This is a genomic window from Streptococcus cristatus (genome assembly GCF_001588905.1).
Taxonomy (GTDB): Bacteria; Bacillota; Bacilli; order Lactobacillales; family Streptococcaceae; genus Streptococcus; species Streptococcus cristatus_N.
The window spans coordinates 39,161-56,779 of the sequence record NZ_LAWH01000016.1 but is presented as its reverse complement, the minus strand read 5'-3'; the positions used below and the strand labels follow the sequence as shown (position 1 = coordinate 56,779).

Genomic DNA, 17,619 nt, shown 5'->3' with positions numbered 1-17,619 from the left:
CTGCTCAAGGGCAGATTTTTTTGCATTATAGTAAAACATATTCCTCAATAGCTTTGGCGACCCCGTGCTGGTTGTTGCTTTTAGTGACGGCTGTTGCCTCGAATTTAACTGCTTCAGGGGCATTGCCCATGGCAACTCCCAGACCAGCCAGTCGCAGCATCGGAAGGTCATTGAAGTTGTCTCCAATTGTCATGACCTGTTCCAGCGGAATCTGGTAGTGTTTGGCCACTTCCAGAAGGGCCTGCTCTTTTGATACCTCTTTATGAGTGACTTCCAGATAGTTGTCCTTGGACAGGTAGAAGGCTGTATTTGGAAAATCCATCGTTTGCAAGTAGGCATGGAGCTGCTGGATAACAGCTGCATCATCAATCAACAGCATCTTATGGACTGGAATGAGCACATCCAGAACAGGTAGCAGAACATTTTGAATAAGAGGCTGCTCACCTGTAATCTCGGCTTCAATTTGCACCCACCTATCCAAACGGTCAGCAATCCAATCTTTACCAGAGTAGAGATTGATGGAAACACTAGGAAACTTAGTTTTTACCAGTTCCAGAAAAGTGCGGATTTCTTTTTTATCCAATGGATGCTCGATAATGGTCTCGTAATCTTGCGGGTCACCCTTGATGACTAGAGCACCGTTGTAGCAGGCTAGTGGGTTATCACCCAGTCCCAGCTTGCGCGCAATTGGCTCCATGCCCAGAGGAGAGCGGGCAGAGGCTAGAACAAAAGGGATGTTTTCTTTTTTTAGCAAGGGAATCTGCTCCCTCAGTTGCGGATCTACTTGGTGTTGGTCATTAAGGATTGTGCCGTCAATGTCGCTGATAATCAAACGAATAGGTTGCTTGGTCATGGTCGCTTCCTCCGTACGTAAGCTATAAAATGAAACTAGTAAATAATGTTGACTTTCCCAGCTAGAAGAGCTTCTAGCTCAGGGCTAGGTTTTTGATCGGTGATCCAGTAGTCAAAATCGCTGATATTTCCTAAAATATAGGTTGATTCTTTCTTAACTTTAGCCTGCTCGGCCAGCAGAATCTTTGTCTTGGCCTGCTTGAGAGCTAGCTTCTTCAGATAGGCATCTTCTTGGTCCTCAAAGCTGATTTGGCTATTTTTCAGCCCTGCAGCTCCGATAAAAGCTAGATCAAAAGAAATATCTCTGAGCAGCTCGGCTTCATTGAGGGCGTAGTAAAAACGATTTCTCGGATAGAACTTTCCACCTAAAAGATGGAAAGCAACCTGCTCCTGATCGCTCAGCATGATGGCATTATCCAAAGAATGAGAAAAAATCGTCATCGGTTGCTGAACTTGCTGAGCCAGCTTGAGAACCACCGTTGATACATCGAAGAAATTGACCTGATTGGGTTTGAGAAAGTCCAGAGCCTTGTGAGCAATGGCCTTTTTTTCTTGGTTTAGTTGGCCGATACGATCGTTGAAAGAGGGAATTTGCCGACTATTTTCCAAAGGAATAATCCCGCCATGGGTGCGTTGGACCAGTTTTCGCTCGCTCAAAATTGAGAAATCACGGCGAATAGTGTCCTTAGAAACCTGAAAATAGCCCACCATGTCCTTGGCTGCCAGCTGTCCTTTCTCCTCCAAAAGTTCCAGCATCTTTGAAAGCCGCTGCTCTTGATACATCTTTCTCATCCTTTCTGCTACTTTATAAGTTCATTATAATTCATTTTATAAGCATATGCAAGTTTTTACAATGAAATGTAAGTTATTTTGTAGAAAATAAGAAAAGTCCTTTTGAAACTATGTTATAATCAAAAGAATCAAACAGATAAGATGAGGAAAGATGATTTCAAGCGAATTTCGGAAATTACAAGAAACTTGGCAGCAAAAAACTCCTGATGGAGAATCAGAAGTTTTATAGAATTTTATCAAATTTTTCTATGTAAAAGAGGCTCATAGTCATGATGACGGTCAGTCCGAGTAGGATGAGAATGGCTGGTGTCCAAGAATGGAACAAATCAAAGCTGTAGCCAAAGAGGCTCGGGCCGAAGGCGGCTAGGATGTATCCTCCAGTTTGAGCTAGTCCAGATAGTTGAGCCGTTTGCGCAGGTGTAGAGGTCTTGAGGGAGAAGGTCACCATGAGATAGGGGAAGAGGGCGCTGACAGACATACCAATGAGCAGATTAAGAATCAGCCAATAAGCAAAGGAATCTGTCCGAATCAAGGGCATGGTAATACCGATCAGACCTGCCGCAGAAACCAAGCTAATCATAATCAGACGTTGACGAGCCTTCAAGCGCGCTGTCAAACTAGGAATTGTCATTGAAAAGGGAAGGCTAATCAGAGAAAAGACCGCTGCTAGTAGTCCGGTCGTATCAGTAGAAAGGCCAGCTTGTTGTCCCAAGGTTGGCAACCAAGTCATACTGGTATAAAAGAGTAGTGACTGTAAGCCACCAAATAAAATCAAGGCCCAGACTCTTGGATTTTTTAGAAGAGCTCCTTGCTCCTGCTTTCCTTGCTGTTTAGCCGCCAAGCGATGGCTATATTTGACATTGGGCAGCCAAACCAAGAGAATCACAAAGCAAATCAAGGTTGATATCCAAATGAGACCTTGCCAAGAGCTCATTTGAACGATGGGAACAGCCAAAGCAGACAGAATCGTGATCGACAGTCCCATCGATGTGATATAAAGAGTTGTCAAAAGACCGACACGATGTGGCTGATTGGCCTGAATCAAGCTCGGAAGAAGGACATTTAAGACAGCAATAGCCGCTCCTAAAATAATAGTTCCCGTATAAAGTAAGGGAAGATTAAATACGCGAATCAGCGAGCCTAGAGTTAGCACGAGTAAAACAAGTGTAAACAGTTTTTCCAAGCTCATCTTTTGCGCTAAGCGCGGAGCAAAGACCGAGCAGAGGGCAAACATAATCAAAGGCAGACTGGTCAAGAGGCCCAGGGAACTAACTGGCACCTGTAGCCCCTCAGCAATGTCTGTCAGAACGATAGGCAAAACAGTAAAAGGAGCCCGCAGTGCTATCCCGATCATCACTATACCTGGAATTAAAAATGGTGAGTGTTCTTTTTTCATAAATAGTCAATCTCCTTTCGTATGTCAAGGAACGATTATACCATATCTTTTTAGAAAATGATAGGCGAATTGCGGCTTAGTCCATCAAGTCCAGAAAATAACGAGAAATCGTGTCTTCGTCAACCTGATTTCGTTGCTGCAGCCACCAGCTGACCGTCTCCACAAAAGTTGACGTCACATAATTTTTTAAAAAGTTGTCCGGCAGATGGCTTTTTTTCTGCAATAATGTCTGCTCAATCATGGGAAAGAGATAGCGCTCAAGCTCGATTTTCAGGCGGTTGATGAAGTAAGTATTTTTAGCCAAGAGAAGGGTGGCTATCCGATCCTGATTTTTCCGAAAGTGATGGAAAATATGGGCTGTCGCTTCAAATAAATCGCGTCCTTCAGAGCGCTCGATAAAGGTATGCTGAAAGAGATCTTGGCAGAGTTCCTCCAGCAGGGTTTCCTTGGTCTCAAAGTGGCTATAGAAGGTGGAGCGACCTACATCAGCTAGGTCAATGATTTCCTGAACAGTGATGCTTTCGTAGCTTTTCTGATTGAGCAGGCTGATAAAGGCTTGGTAAATGGCTGCGCGTGATTTTTTTACTCGTCTATCCATGGAAATTCCGTACAAAAAGAGCTTTTTGTCTGCTAAGAGACAAAGGGCATGAACTGGCTCTTGTTTCCTTTCTGATAATAGTGGATAATATAATTGAACAGAGTGTTCGGTATTGATTAGATTATACCATAAATCGTATTCTTTTAGGAAAATAAATAAGGAGGTTCACATGAAATCCAGTAAAAATATGACAATCGCTTTTCTCTTGAACTTTTCTTTTGCTATTATTGAGTTTATCTTTGGCCTTCTCTTTCATTCCAGTGCTGTCTTAGCAGATGCAATTCACGATACGGGAGATGCCTTGGCTATTGGCCTATCGACTCTTTTTGAGAAGATTTCCACAAAAAAAGAAGACCGCAACTATACCCTAGGATATAAACGCTACAGCCTGCTGGGTGCCCTCTTGACCTCAGTGATTTTGCTGGTCGGTTCGACCTTGGTTATCGTGGAAAATATTCCTAAATTATTCGCTCCTGAGAAGGTAAATTATGATGGCATGCTGGTTTTGGGAATTGTCGCTATTGTCGTCAATACAGCAGCCAGCCGAGTAGTCAGCCATGGACACAGTCACAATGAATCTATTCTTAGCCTGCACTTTCTTGAGGATATTTTGGGCTGGCTAGCGGTTATCCTCGTATCTCTCATTTTGCGCTTCACCGACTGGTATTTCCTAGATCCGCTGCTTTCTCTCGTCATCGCAGGCTTTATTCTCAGTAAGGCTCTGCCAAAATTTTGGGAGAATATCCAGATCTTCCTAGACCATGTGCCCAGCGATGTGGATCTCAGTCAGCTTTATCAGGAAATAGCAGTGCTGGAAAACGTGCGAGCTATCACTCAGCTCAATGTTTGGACGACAGATGGTTTGGAAAAATATGCCATGCTTCATATCTGTCTGGAAAATTCCAATTTGCTGGCTGAAACGCAGGCTGTCCTGCGCCAAAAGCTTCTGGCTTATGGCATTGCCAAAGTAACCATTCAGACCGATGAAAGCTTGCAGGAACACCAAGAATATTGTATTGGTAAAGAGTAGTTTAGAGCCCCAGAGAAATTCTGGGGCTTTTGTTTGCAGAAATAAAAAATTTTCCCAAACAGCACATAAATGCTTGCCTTTTATTCTTGTGTGTGATATATTTATAACATAAAGGTGTTAAATATTTCTAACAAACGAAAGGAGTCTATCATGAAAAAAAGTCAAAAAATGGGTGGTCTCATTTTGGTCGCCACCGCTCTCTTTATTGATTTTACTGTTTTCCTTGCTCCCAGCAATCTCAGCTGGTCAGCCAAGTGGATGATTGTCGGTTTGGTAAGTATAGGTCAGCTTATAAGCATCTGGTCTTGGTTTCACATGAAACCATGGCCTAAGAAGATAAAAGAAGTTCAAGAAAAGCAGGTCTATGATCTGACCATGAAATTTTATAATCTACTAACGCTTTCGGCAACCTCTATTTATACTGTCGGAATTTGGTTGTGGACTCCGAGCACCAATCCGCCCTTTATAAAGTACATTGCTTTGGGAGGGCTCCTGGCTATCCAGTTTCTCTTTCTTCTGTTTTTTGCTTTGAAGAAAGTCAAAGAAAGAGCAGACGAGCGCTTTTATGACAATCTGGCAAAAGCAGCGACTTTGATGTTTGCCATCTGTATAGCAACTTTGCTGGTGCTTGCAGGGCTCAGCGCCAATATAGGAGCTATCACAGTCAATACTGGAATATTTTTCATTATGATTGGTGTCTTAGTGTTACTCTTTGGATTGGTCTTCTTTTTATTTGAAAAGAGGGGTTAAAATGGCCAAGGAAAGCAATATTATCACCAATCTCAAATCTGTCCGCGAATCCAGGGGCATGACCCAGCAGGAGTTAGCTGACCGCATTGGAATGCGGCGCGAAACGATCTTGCACTTGGAGAATAACCGCTACAATCCCTCGCTAGAGATGGCTTTAAAAATCGCTCAGGTTTTTGATTTGCGGGTGGAGGAACTCTTTCAATTAAAGGACCTAGGAGGACAATCATAAAGATGGTTTTTGACTATCAAAGGGAAGGTGAAAAAGGAGAGATTCGCCGCTTTGTCCTGCTATCTACGTCGCCCAGACGCAAGGAATTGCTGAGCTTTTTGAATCCAGAGATTCAGGCTGTAGAAGTGGACGAGCGAGCTATTGAAGAGCAGTGTATGGCAAGTATCGATGATCAGGATTTTCTGACCAAGGCAGCCAAGATTTGTTGCGAGATTTCCAAAGCCAAGTCCGATTTGGACTTGGAAGCCGAGACTCTTTATATTTCGGCTGATACCATCGTCGTGGTGGATGGTCAGATTTACAATAAACCACAGGATTTAGCTGAAGCCAGTCGGATGTTTCGCTCTTACTTTGGCAAGAGCCACCATGTAGTGACCTCGGTCTGTCTACGTATGCAGGGTTTTCTAGAAGTCTTTTACACCGTGGCGCAGGTGGACTTTGTAGCTTATTACCCAGAATTAGAGCCTGTCATCGAGGCTTATCTGCATGACAAGCGTCCGCTGGATAAGGCGGGTGCTTATGGCTTTCAGGAGCTGGATCCTCGCTTTATCCGCTCAATTACAGGTGATATGCACACCATCATCGGCCTGCCTGTCGCTGAGACTAGCTATCGGATTTTTAGAGATAGCAAAGGAAAAGATTAAGGCTTTGATTGCTCTTCTAAAACATCAAAAATCTCCCCACAAGTGATTATTCACTTTCTTAGGGAGATTTTTTCTATGTTTTGAGCTTGAGACTGGATCCTAGATATTTACATCGCTCCAGCTAAATGGTGTGTAGCCAAGCAACTCAATCCCGTCAATCTCAACGGATTTAATAATTTCTTGAACGTTGTCTTGAATATTCTTAGCTAATTGCGGATGGTCAGAGACCTCAGAACAAGTCTCAATGACCAAGAGAGGCTTGTGGTAGCGCTCATATAGCTCAGACATGGCAATGCGAAGAAGGACGGGCTGTGCAAGGCAAGTTTCTACATTTTTGCGGACATATTTGTTGGTAAACAAATCTTGGATATTTTCCGCCGCATAATGTGAGAAGGCAATGAAGTCCACGACTCCTTCTCTTAAGGCGAAGACATCCTCTTCCGTAATGCCCAGATCCAGCTGGTTTCGCTCAATGTAGCGAAGGAAGTGGTTTGGATAGTGGCCCTTGGTCTGCACATCTGTAAAAATGTAGTTTTTACGTCTGTTCAGCTCATGGCCCAAGGCATCGGTAGCTGAGTGATTTTCTTGGTGGGAGTCACTATTGATGGTAATCAAGCTACCAAATTGGAAGGTTGGATTGATGGTTTGACCGAGCTTAACCACATTTGCGGATGCGATTAGCTGATGGTGGGCAGCCAGCCAAATTTGTTGTTCCTGGTTTTCTGTGCTGTCAAAGTGTAGCCCAGCGCCTAAAAATGGCAAATAAGACAGAGCGCTCATTTCTTTAAAGGTAATCCAGTAAGTGACTTTTTCTTTGAAGTGGGTCAAAACGGCTTCGCAATACTTTTCATACATGGCAATCATTTGACGACTTTTCCATGCGCCGTATTTTTCATACAAATGAAGCGGGAAATCAAAATGAGACAGGCTTACAATTGGTTCGATGTCATTCTCGAGCAGTGTATCAATAATTGACTCATAGAAAGCAAGGACTTTAGCATCGGGTCTCCGCTCTTCTCCAGTCGGGAAGAGACGAGTCCATGAAAAGGACAGCTGGTAGGTATTGAAGCCCATTGTTTTAATTTTTTCAATGTCTGCCAGATAATCCTGTTTGCTGGAGCCTTGTTTGAACAAATCGTAGGCTCCTAGGGGGATTGTTCGATAGTCAACTGTTCCGTCCATGACAGAGAGACGATAGTCTTCACCATACTGGGGCAGGATGTCGGTGATTCCTAGACTTTTACCATTACTTGATAGAATATTTCTAATCATATTAGTTCCTTTCAGTATTCATTCGCTGCTTGTTCTGAGCTTATTTTTTCTGTCTTTTAGTAATCATGGCTAAGGTTGATAGATTCTGTGTGACAGTAGTAAACTCAGAAGCCATGCTTTGCGATTGATATACGGCAGCAGACAGACTGATCGAATGGGCTCTCTCTGCACTGATTGATTGTTCAATGATCATTCTTTGTGACTGTGATTCAGCAATAGATAGACTGATTGAACGCTCTCTTTCCACGCTCATTGATTGCTCAATAGCGATACTTTGTGATTGTGATTCAGCAACAGACAGGCTACGTGACTGTTCTTGCTCTAAGCTGATAGACTGCTCGATGATCTTACTTTGGGCTTCAGATTGGGCAAGGTAAATGCTGAATGAATGATCCTGTTCGACGCTGATTGATTGTTCAACGGCTCTGCTGAGGATTTTAGATTCTGCAGTAGATAAACTAAATGATTGTTCTTGCTCCAAGCTGGTAGACTGCTCAATAGTATCTCTTTTGGCTCTAGATTCCGCAGCCGCCAGACTGTATGAATATTCCTGTTCCAGATTGCGGGATTGTTCCACCGCCGCATGTTGTGATTGTGATTCCGCGATAGACAGGCTAAGGGATTGTTCTTGTTCCAAGCTGATAGACTGCTCTACGGCTACGCTTTTCGCTTGTGATTCCGCCATAGACAGGTTAGTAGATACTTCATTTTCTAGGCTGATAGACTGTTCAATAGCGATGCTTTGGATTTCATTTTCTGTCACAGATAGGCTTAGTGATGCCTCGTTCTCCGCGCTAATAGATTGTTCAATTGCCCGACTTAAGGCTTCGGATTCCGCTACAGATAGGCTGATAGACGCTTCATTTTCTGCGCTAATTGATAACTCGATCGCTTTACTTAGTGCTGCAGACTCTACGATAGATAAGCTCGTAGACACTTCGTTTTCTGTCATAATAGACTGTTCAATAGCTCTATCTAAGACTTGGGATTCTTCAACAGACAAGCTTGTAGATGCTTCGTTCTCTGCACTAATTGATTCTTGGATGGCAACGCTCTGAGAAATAGACTCCGCCACGGACAAGCTCAGTGATGCCTCGTTTTCTGCGCTGATTGATTCTTGAATAGCGATGCTTTGAGAAATAGACTCGGCTACGGACAAGCTGGTAGAAGCTTCCAATTCTGCGCTAATGGATTCCTGAATCGCGATACTTTGCGAAATAGATTCAGCCACAGATAGGCTCAGCGAAGCTTCCAATTCCGCGCTGATAGATTCTTGGATGGCAACGCTCTGAGAAATAGATTCCGCCACGGACAAGCTTGTAGATGCTTCGATTTCTGCGCTGATAGATTCTTGGATGGCAACGCTCTGAGAAATAGATTCCGCCACGGATAAGCTCAGCGACGTTTCCAATTCTGCGCTAATGGATTCTTGGATCGCAATGCTTTGAGATACAGATTCAGCGATAGATAAGCTCAGCGACGTTTCCAATTCCGCGCTGATCGATTCTTGAATTGCAATGCTTTGCGACACGGATTCCGCCACGGACAAACTCAGCGACGTTTCCAATTCCGCACTGATCGATTCTTGGATAGCAATGCTTTGCGAAATAGACTCCGCCACAGACAGGCTCTTAGACGCTTCGATTTCCGCGCTGATCGATTCTTGAATCGCGATACTTTGAGAAACGGACTCTGCTACAGACAAGCTTAGCGATGCTTCCAATTCCGCTCTGATAGATTCTTGGATGGCAAGGCTTTGCGAAACAGATTCAGCTACGGACAAGCTCAGTGATGCTTCCGTTTCTGCGCTGATTGATTCTTGAATCGCGATACTTTGCGAAATAGACTCTGCCACGGACAAGCTGGTAGAAGCTTCCAATTCTGCGCTAATGGATTCCTGAATCGCGATACTTTGAGAAGCAGATTCTGCTGCCGACAGGCTAAGAGATGCTTCGATTTCAGCGCTGATCGATTCTTGGATAGCAATGCTTTGAGAAACAGATTCGGCTACAGATAGACTAGTAGACGAATCTGTTTCAGCGCTGATCGATTCTTGAATCGCGATGCTTTGCGATACAGATTCCGCCACGGACAAGCTAGTAGACGCCTCGTTGTCCGCATTGAGAGACTCTTCAGCGGCCATGCTTTGAGATACAGATTCGAAAATTGATAAGCTCAGCGACGCTCTATTTTCTTCAAGGATCGATTGCTCGAAGGCATGACTTTGCGCAATTGACAAGCTAGCAGAAGTATCCGTTTCCTTGCTATCAGATTGCCCAACTTCCAAACTTTGTGTCTGTGATTCGGTTACTTCTAAACTACGAGAAGCCTTTTTACTTTCTATACTTAATGATAGAGATATTGAATCAGCAGTGCTCTTCAAGCCCCTCTTTTTCATAGAATCTGAAGAAATGTTTGTCTCAGCAGATTCTGTCGTGCTAGCTGCATGGCTTTTCGCTGCCATTATTTCCTGCTCCAGACTAGCTTCACTTTCTACAGCTTGAGATTCGTCTGGATCCTCTTCTCCACCGATATTCATAACATCCAAGCGGTCGTAGTATTGGATTGATTCCAAAGCTTTCTCAATGAGGAAATTCTCTCTATCTTCTGGGTTCACACTGACTTGTGGGTTACTTCCTTCATTGTTATGAGCCGCAGAAGTAGATGATTCGTCCTCTTCTCCTTTTATAAGACGCTTAAAGCCACCTAAAAAATTACGAAACATACCTTTGTTCTCTTCATTATTTGGCATGGACATACTCTCCCTAATTTTAGTAATAATACTATTATAAAGGCTAGTAGAGCATCTGTCAAAATTTATTGCATTAAAATGAAGATTTCTAAAAGTAAGGGTTTTCTTGGAACTTTATAAGAGTTTTTCTCCGAATTTTATCCATTATTTTACATAGAAGATTTAGATGTCAAAGAAACAGCACATATCATAAAAACTTCAGATAGATTTTTGGTTTAGGAGAAATATATAACATTCAGTTTTTTCTCTAAAAATAAAAGGAAAAAGCCAATGAAACGCTGATTTCAAGGACTTTTAAATATCATTTGCGATTTCTATACACGATTACTCCAATAGATAAAGAGACAGTAATCAAAGCACTTATTGATAAAATTTTAATATTATCAGTGAAAATATCTACAACTTCAAGAACAGAGACAGAACCGACAAGGAACAATATGATTTCCATCATTTTATTTTTTTGTAAATCATTAAACTGGTTTCGATCTTTTAATAAGGCAAATTCTTCTTGCTTAATTTTTTCTATATATTCATCATGCTTGAAGTAAGAATTTTCTTGTAAATGAGTAAACAAGTCAAAAACGGCTCTATGATTGATTCGATAGATAAAAAGAGAAGATCTTTTATAGTTGTGAATCCACTCGTTAAATTTAATTAGCTGTTTATCATTTGAAAGTTGAAATTTTTCGAGTCCGTCCATAATAGTTTCATCTAGACAAACTAACTGAAAGAACGGAGTAGCCGAAGATAAAAAGAAGCTAGCTTGTTTTAGAAAATTAGACTCAAAATTATTAGAATTGCCGTTATTCCATACGATATAATTTGCACCTTTGTTTATATAATTAATAGAATCTAAATCAAAATAGTTTGTTAGATAATTTTTTGATCTATTTTTAGAAGACACGTTTTTCGGACTATAAGGGGCATTAATCATCCAGGTATACAATTTATCTTTTTTAAAGAACTCCATTTTATTCATTTGATCCATATTTGTGATAAAATGTAAAATAAATGTACTCTCAGTTAATTTCAAACCTCCATTTATAGATGAAAGTTCTTTTTTTATATACTTCAATATATCATCAACTTGATAATCAGAATTTAAAGAATATATCCTATTTTTCTTTTTGAAATCGGGAAATATTTGAGCTTTCATTATTGTATATGGATGGAGAAAGTCAATAGTGTAGAAAGAGGACCTTAAATCTTCAAATAATTCAATTATTATTGATCCGTTTTGAAAAATAGTGAGTGTAACAAAGAAAAAATGTAATTCATCTTCCCCGTCTATCTCTATTAAAGGAGTAAAAACAAATTTAACAAATGGATTAGATTTGGAACTATATAGACAATTTTGTTTCTCTTTTTCTAGTTTTTCGAAATATAAATTTAAATAGTAGTTAGTTTTATCGTCTACTTTGCTTTTTAAATGTTGTAACTCTTTGGGAATTCGCCACGAGTCATGTTTTTTTATGAAAAGTTGGTTATCTTTGGTAGCTCTTAACTCCATAATTGTAGCAGGATGATTTTCAAATTTCTTAGTTATTATTTCCGTTAGTTTATTATTTTCTATTTTATATAAGTCGGTGCTTAGCATATAAAAACAAGTAATTTTAACTTCTTCAATTTTCTTGGAAATTTCGGAGATTTTTTCAGCTAAATTGATGTTATCTTTCTTTTTCATATATAGTCTATCCTTAAAGATTCTTTTGCGATAATTATATCAAAATTTAATGTGAATAAATCTTAATTAGTTAAAATGCAATTATTTCACTAAAAATAAAAAAGCCTTTGAAATCAACGTTTCATAGGCTTTCTTTATCTCAATTATTTTACTTCTGTAAGCGTAATATGTAATTTAGCAAGTTTCATGATGTACAGAAACGTTGATTTTATGGGCTTTTCAATCTTTCAATTATTGATGAAATAGGGTGATTTTGACCTTGCTTTAGTTTTAATCAGACAAAAATCAGATAAAACTTTAGTTCTTGGTCATAAAATCACCAAGGTTTTTAATTTTTTGTTTGATGATATGATATTGTTCAGATGATGTTCTAGGAAGAACATATTTTGTTGAACGTCCCTTGCCAATTACCTCTATATATTGCTTGCTTTGAAGAGTTTTTAAGTTTTCTCTGAACTTATATTCTGTCATCAGATTATTCTCAATAACATCGTTTTTGCTAATGCTTTCATTTTCGATTATGTACTTGAGAATAGCTCTTTCATCTTGTGTTACATCTTGGTATGAAGACAACAAGTCCACTTTCCAAATGGTTACGATAGTACTATCAAAAGTAGTTGAAACTTCGGGAATTTTCAATTTGTATTTTTCTGACACATCAAAGATTTTTGGCCCGCCTGAGCCAGCCTTCTCAGACATTCCGATTCTTCTGAATAGCGATGAAATTGTACCGTTTCGTGTTTTTGACGTACCGCCATGTATAAACTCAGGAATAGAAATTTTCATTTTTCCTGGATTCTTAAATTCATAAAAATCATTATATGCGGTGATAACGATAGGTGAGTCAAAGTCATAGTAAGCGTGCATTAAGCAGTTTACTAGTGCTTCACGTATAGATTCAGATAAATCTTTTTTAAATGGTAAACGATGGGCAGATTTATCATTGAGTTCGAACCTATCGTTGGTAGTTGCAGTTAATTTCTTGTATGCTAAATTAAAAAAGTCATACATGTTCAAATCAGGGTACATCATGTCCCCTGTTGAAATCCTATCATTCCACCTAGTAGAAAGTGAGTTGTCCTTTTCAAAGTAGTCTAATTGAAATTTAGGATACCTAGATATTATGGAGTTGTATTTCCCGAAAAATAGTAACCCTCCTGCAGTCAACTTATAAGAGCCATCTGTTCTATCCTTCTTAAAAACACCAATTTCAGTTAAGAAGTCCCTAAGTGGCATATTGGTGTACTTAGTGTTCCCGCTTAATTCGATTAGGAGTTTTTTATACTCTTCGATTGATTCAATATTGAGGTCACTTTCGTCATAGTTAGTTAGGAGTTCGCCATCAATATCATCATGGGAGCTTGCCATGAGATACTTTAGCTCTTCTTTATCAAGTCTAACATCACCTTCCCCTAACCTTTTATAAGATTCTCTAAAATCATTTTTAAGATGGACAGGTTTTTGGTCACTACTGGCTTCTCTAATCGTTATTACCATAAGTTGACGATTTTTATCAGGAATATCAATGTACTCAATATCATTATCGGTTAGCAAATTACAACTTACTTTTTTTCTATTAGAGACTAGATTAAACAAGTCATTCCTAACTTTTTCAGGATTCATAACTCCCTGAAAAGGGTCTTCATTATTTTCATCTACTCCCAAGACAACTTTTCCACCATTGGTGTTTGCGAAAGCAGAATAGGTCTCCCAGAAAGAATCAGGAAGTGCTTTTTTAGCTTTTTTGTACTCTAAATCATTGCCTTCAATTTTTAATTCCACACTTTTTCCTCCTAACTTAAAAAATCAAATTGCAGGGTATCACGCGAAAATCACGCGAAAAAAATTTTTGATAATACTCAATTTTGCTTGATTTTAAAGCATTTTTGAGTAGTTCGTTTTAAAAAGATATCGAAAATCACGCGAAAGTCACGCGAAAACCACGTGATTATTTCTCCGCCCAGTCAGTCCAGTCATCAAAGGTCGTATTATTGTATAGTTCTATCAGTCGTGGTCTGACAGATTGGATAATTTCAACTAATTCATGCCCTTCATGAAATTGTGAAAAAGGCATACCAACTGTTGCTTGGGACATATCTGAAAGTAATTGCCTTGTTGCTTGGCTATCTGCAAGTGTATTGATTAGAAAACCGAGTAGGTAATTGGAATCATAGCTAACTTCTACACCTGCTGATGGCGAATCTTTAATCAGGCGTTCATAGCCCTTTTTAATTTCTTTTTTGATTTTATCTTTGGAAAGGATTTCTAGATTTCCGATAAAATCATATGAAGTATAGATTTGGTTAGCAAAGTAATCAGAAAGTTCGTTGATTTTAGTATCATCAAGTCCGTCTTGCTGGCTTAAGTAGGTTTTGGCTTCCTTCCTAATTGTGTCCCTCAGCGTATCATAAAGCATTTCAAAAAAGATATCATCTAGGTAGCCTTCTTTTGGGTATCCAAATTCATTTTCCCAGTCAGGATTTTCAAATGTTCCAATGGTTACTCCCCCACTTCTTGTGACCGATTGTATTGGATTTGTTTTTATTCTAAAAAGCTCTTCTTTTATTTTTAATGGAGTATCAGGATACTCATCTAGGAATGTGCCATAACCAAGTTTTCTAAGGTAAAGTTCAATATATTCTTCCAATTCTCCGTAGTAAAACCAACCTACGGGTTTTCCATAGATTTTTGACACTTTCTCTAAAACTTCAAGAGGAGCTAAGTTATCTCCTCTTACATATGCGTTAATCGTTGATTTTTTTAATCCAAGACGGTTTCCAAATTCAGTAAAAGACAAATTTAATTCATCTTTGACTTGTCTTAATCTTTGACCAACAGTCTTTTTATCAGGTTTAAGTATTTCAAACATAGGTTACCTCTCAGACTATTATAACACAGGTGTTTATAAAATCGTACATTTTTTGAGAAAAACGCTTGACTCCGTGTATGATATCGTATATAATTATTGATGAGCATTAAGGTTGCTCAAAAATTTTACACCAAACGTACATAAAACCGTACATGCGTGTTAGAGAGGAGCTAACCCAACAATCAAAAAAGAAAGGAAGGTACAAAAAATCCTTGAACAATCTGGTACATCGTTCAAGGACAGTAAATCTAATTGCTGTGATTATACCAGATATTTCGGATAAACGCTAGTTGAATGCAGAATCAGAAAAGAGGGTAATTATGAATTTAACAGGTATGGAACTACAAATGGTAGAGTGGGTAGCCTACTCACCAGATACACAAGAGAAAGTCTTAATCAAACCAGAGGATTGTAAAGATTTGAATGACAGAGAACTCTATCGCCTTATCAAGGATATGGGATTTGAGCGATTGATTGAATCTAGTTCTTTGCAGATTTTGAACGACTTTCTTAATCAGAAAATACAGGTAAACTAATGAGTAAATACGATTATCAAGAAGTTGTAGATAGGGTTGATGGTCTCAACTCAGTCTCAATATTGAAAAAGTGGCGGTTAAAGATTGAAAGTCTAACTGGTACTCAATTCAATGAAAGTAGAGTGAGAACGGGTCGAAAATCTTATTCTAAAGTTTATCTTTTTACAGAAGATGACCTAAATCATTTTCAAGCGATTGCTGATAAGAAGTCTTCGTTGGGGCTGGAAAGAGCAATTCTAAGTGTTTATGGGTTTTCTAAAGAAAATGATTATCAAAAACCTATTAGAGAACTTGTTGATGAGCTAGAGGTCTCCTTTAAGGAAATCCGAGAAGATTATCGAAGGAACCTAGCAAAGTTGAAACAGGAGTTAGAAGTGCTTCTGGATAGAATCCAGACCTTAGAGAAAGAGACTGAAAAGAAATCATTTAAGAGACTTAGCTTCTTTCATCGATGAAGACGGTTCGCCACCCCACCACTGGGCGAGTGGTCAACACGGTAGCCCAGAGCAGGTGGGAAAGGTGGCAAACGGCTGAACTCGATTTGACATTTGCACCCCAGTCCCTATTAGGGGGTGCACACATACATAAAATGTGGTCAAATTCCTTGATACGCAAGGGGTTCAGTGATTTGAAGCAAATTTCACGAAAAAACATTTATGAAGCCTATGATATCAACGGTTTACGATTGATTTCATGTAGGCGTAGCTTTTATGAATAGGAGAAAAAACATGACAAAATTTAACTTAACAGACGAAACTATAAAAGTTGGCGACTTGAAATTGGATAAATCACAATTTGACATTCCAAAGAAAGTGACCATCCTTTCTTCACGAGTTGCACCAGTCTATAAAAATGTCAATGGCGAAAGCATTTCGACAGATGAAGTAGCTAAAATTACTTGCTCTGTACAAGATACAGACAAAATCCAAGCCTTGAAAGACCTGGGCTATTCCCCTGATGACCTCAAGGGTATTCGCTTGGAGATTGTAGACAACCTTGACAAGTTGGCTAAATCCGTTGAAAAGGATGAGCTGAACTCACTTGTAGTAGAACTTGTCAATCCAGAAGTCCACCTTAGTTGGCGAGCTAATAATAATGGTGGTGGAAATTGGGGAGGCTTAAAACTAGTGGCAACTGATATTAAATTTATTGGAGCCTAGACATGGATAACTCAGTGATGTTAGACTACTTAGCCGTAACGATTAAAGGCTTAGCTCCAGATGATGTCATTGAGAAAATCCTCATTCTTCCTAAAGATAAGTTTGTTCTCAATGAATGGGGGATAAACAAGTACCAAAGGCATTATGCCTTCTCAGAGATAAAGGTTTACTTCAATAAAGACTGGGAATCAAAAATGGGAGTTTTTATCGAACTGAGAGGGCAGGGGTGCCGTCAGTATGAAGAATACATGGAAAGCAATGTCAATAACTGGGTAACCCTGATGAAACGCATTTCTGAATGCCATAGTAACTTTACAAGACTAGATATCGCCAATGATATTTTTGATGATAGCCTATCCGTCCCGCTTATTTATAGTTATTGTAAAAAGCAACTCTGCATATCAACCGCTAAAACCTTTGATTACCATGAAAAGAGTATTCTTGAAAATGGTGAAAAGGTTGGTGAAATGGTAACGATTGGTGTTAGAGGTACTCAGCAATGGTGCATCTATAATAAGCTATTAGAACAAAAACTGGATAAAGATTTACCAGAAATGCCCTCATCATGGACAAGAGCAGAGCTTAGATGTTGGCAAGAAAAGGCAAACTTACTGGCTCAACAGATAAAAAAAGGACGTCCCCTTAAAGAGATTTACTTTGAAGCGATTAATGGACACTATCGCTTTGTCAGTCCGAGAGATAAGGATTCCAACCGTTGGCGAAGAAAAAACGTAAAATGGTGGAATGACTACTTAGAAACACAAGAAAAGACGGTCTTAAGTGTAAAGCGGACAAAACCCACCCTAAAACGGTCTGAGCTATGGACAGAGAAGCAAGTCTCACGAACACTTGGAAAACTCTATGTAGCAAAAGCAGAATCTTACGGACAAGAAAAGGCAAATGGCTATATTCAACACTTACTTGAGATTGGGATATCCAAACTAACGGAAACAGATGAGACTGATATTCAGCAGTACAAACAAGAGCAACAAAGCTCAGCCTATTGGGGCATAGGAAAAGACGACCTGTAGCAAACTACAAATCGCCTTTCCAAA

The 17,619-nt window shown here is 39.5% G+C and carries 17 protein-coding genes; 8 read left to right on the top strand and 9 right to left on the bottom strand.

Annotated elements, in window-relative coordinates:
• Window positions 1-25: 25 nt before the first annotated feature.
• From A0765_RS03025 to A0765_RS03010, 4 genes are all read right to left on the bottom strand, one after another.
• The gene (locus A0765_RS03025; protein WP_062004544.1) at window positions 26-853 is read right to left on the bottom strand and encodes a Cof-type HAD-IIB family hydrolase; all 828 of its coding nucleotides are present in this window, start codon (window positions 851-853) and stop codon (window positions 26-28) included.
• Between the two features lie 35 nt (window positions 854-888).
• Window positions 889-1,635 (bottom strand): DeoR/GlpR family DNA-binding transcription regulator, encoded by a 747-nt coding sequence (locus tag A0765_RS03020; RefSeq protein WP_062004543.1) that lies wholly within the window; start codon window positions 1,633-1,635, stop codon window positions 889-891.
• Window positions 1,636-1,867: 232 nt separating this feature from the next.
• The gene (locus A0765_RS03015) at window positions 1,868-3,040 is read right to left on the bottom strand and encodes a CynX/NimT family MFS transporter (protein WP_062004542.1); all 1,173 of its coding nucleotides are present in this window, start codon (window positions 3,038-3,040) and stop codon (window positions 1,868-1,870) included.
• Between the two features lie 76 nt (window positions 3,041-3,116).
• The gene (locus A0765_RS03010) at window positions 3,117-3,638 is read right to left on the bottom strand and encodes a TetR/AcrR family transcriptional regulator (protein ID WP_045500023.1); all 522 of its coding nucleotides are present in this window, start codon (window positions 3,636-3,638) and stop codon (window positions 3,117-3,119) included.
• Window positions 3,639-3,807: 169 nt separating this feature from the next.
• Here A0765_RS03010 and A0765_RS03005 point away from each other — a divergent pair, with 169 nt between their 5' ends.
• The 4 genes from A0765_RS03005 (at window position 3,808) to A0765_RS02990 (ending at window position 6,291) form a co-directional block, all read left to right on the top strand.
• Window positions 3,808-4,668 (top strand): cation diffusion facilitator family transporter, encoded by an 861-nt coding sequence (locus tag A0765_RS03005; protein ID WP_062004541.1) that lies wholly within the window; start codon window positions 3,808-3,810, stop codon window positions 4,666-4,668.
• Window positions 4,669-4,818: 150 nt separating this feature from the next.
• Complete coding sequence (locus tag A0765_RS03000; RefSeq protein WP_062004540.1) at window positions 4,819-5,418, top strand: DUF3796 domain-containing protein; 600 nt, start codon at window positions 4,819-4,821, stop codon at window positions 5,416-5,418.
• 1 nt (window position 5,419) lies between these two features.
• Window positions 5,420-5,647, top strand: a complete 228-nt coding sequence (locus tag A0765_RS02995; protein WP_062004539.1) for a helix-turn-helix transcriptional regulator — start codon at window positions 5,420-5,422, stop codon at window positions 5,645-5,647.
• Window positions 5,644-6,291, top strand: a complete 648-nt coding sequence (locus A0765_RS02990) for a Maf family protein (RefSeq protein ID WP_062004538.1) — start codon at window positions 5,644-5,646, stop codon at window positions 6,289-6,291. Before A0765_RS02995 ends, A0765_RS02990 begins: the two co-directional genes overlap by 4 nt.
• Before the next feature lie 99 nt (window positions 6,292-6,390).
• Here the strand turns inward: A0765_RS02990 and A0765_RS02985 are convergent, their stop codons facing one another.
• The 5 genes from A0765_RS02985 to A0765_RS02965 all read right to left on the bottom strand — a co-directional run bounded on the left by A0765_RS02985 (window position 6,391) and on the right by A0765_RS02965 (window position 14,868).
• A complete protein-coding gene (locus A0765_RS02985) occupies window positions 6,391-7,563 on the bottom strand; it encodes a family 1 glycosylhydrolase (protein ID WP_062004537.1) in 1,173 nt (390 codons plus the stop codon).
• Window positions 7,564-7,603: 40 nt separating this feature from the next.
• Complete coding sequence (locus A0765_RS02980; protein WP_257000793.1) at window positions 7,604-10,288, bottom strand: serine-rich family protein; 2,685 nt, start codon at window positions 10,286-10,288, stop codon at window positions 7,604-7,606.
• A 328-nt stretch (window positions 10,289-10,616) separates the two neighbouring features.
• Window positions 10,617-11,999 (bottom strand): hypothetical protein, encoded by a 1,383-nt coding sequence (locus A0765_RS02975; protein WP_062004535.1) that lies wholly within the window; start codon window positions 11,997-11,999, stop codon window positions 10,617-10,619.
• A 297-nt stretch (window positions 12,000-12,296) separates the two neighbouring features.
• Window positions 12,297-13,781 carry an RNA/DNA-binding domain-containing protein gene (locus A0765_RS02970; RefSeq protein ID WP_062004534.1) on the bottom strand — a complete coding sequence of 495 codons (1,485 nt, stop codon included), beginning with the start codon at window positions 13,779-13,781 and terminating at the stop codon, window positions 12,297-12,299.
• Between the two features lie 166 nt (window positions 13,782-13,947).
• Window positions 13,948-14,868 carry a helix-turn-helix domain-containing protein gene (locus A0765_RS02965; protein WP_062004533.1) on the bottom strand — a complete coding sequence of 307 codons (921 nt, stop codon included), beginning with the start codon at window positions 14,866-14,868 and terminating at the stop codon, window positions 13,948-13,950.
• A 320-nt stretch (window positions 14,869-15,188) separates the two neighbouring features.
• On the opposite strand from A0765_RS02965, the gene A0765_RS02960 reads away from it, so the two are divergent.
• The 4 genes from A0765_RS02960 to A0765_RS02945 all read left to right on the top strand — a co-directional run bounded on the left by A0765_RS02960 (window position 15,189) and on the right by A0765_RS02945 (window position 17,595).
• Window positions 15,189-15,404 carry a hypothetical protein gene (locus A0765_RS02960; protein WP_062004532.1) on the top strand — a complete coding sequence of 72 codons (216 nt, stop codon included), beginning with the start codon at window positions 15,189-15,191 and terminating at the stop codon, window positions 15,402-15,404.
• Window positions 15,404-15,859: a hypothetical protein gene (locus A0765_RS02955; RefSeq protein ID WP_062004531.1), complete on the top strand. Its 456-nt coding sequence runs from the start codon at window positions 15,404-15,406 to the stop codon at window positions 15,857-15,859. Before A0765_RS02960 ends, A0765_RS02955 begins: the two co-directional genes overlap by 1 nt.
• A gap of 273 nt (window positions 15,860-16,132) precedes the next feature.
• Window positions 16,133-16,564: a hypothetical protein gene (locus tag A0765_RS02950; protein ID WP_045760131.1), complete on the top strand. Its 432-nt coding sequence runs from the start codon at window positions 16,133-16,135 to the stop codon at window positions 16,562-16,564.
• A gap of 2 nt (window positions 16,565-16,566) precedes the next feature.
• Complete coding sequence (locus A0765_RS02945; RefSeq protein WP_045760132.1) at window positions 16,567-17,595, top strand: replication initiation factor domain-containing protein; 1,029 nt, start codon at window positions 16,567-16,569, stop codon at window positions 17,593-17,595.
• The last annotated feature ends 24 nt before the right edge of the window (window positions 17,596-17,619 follow it).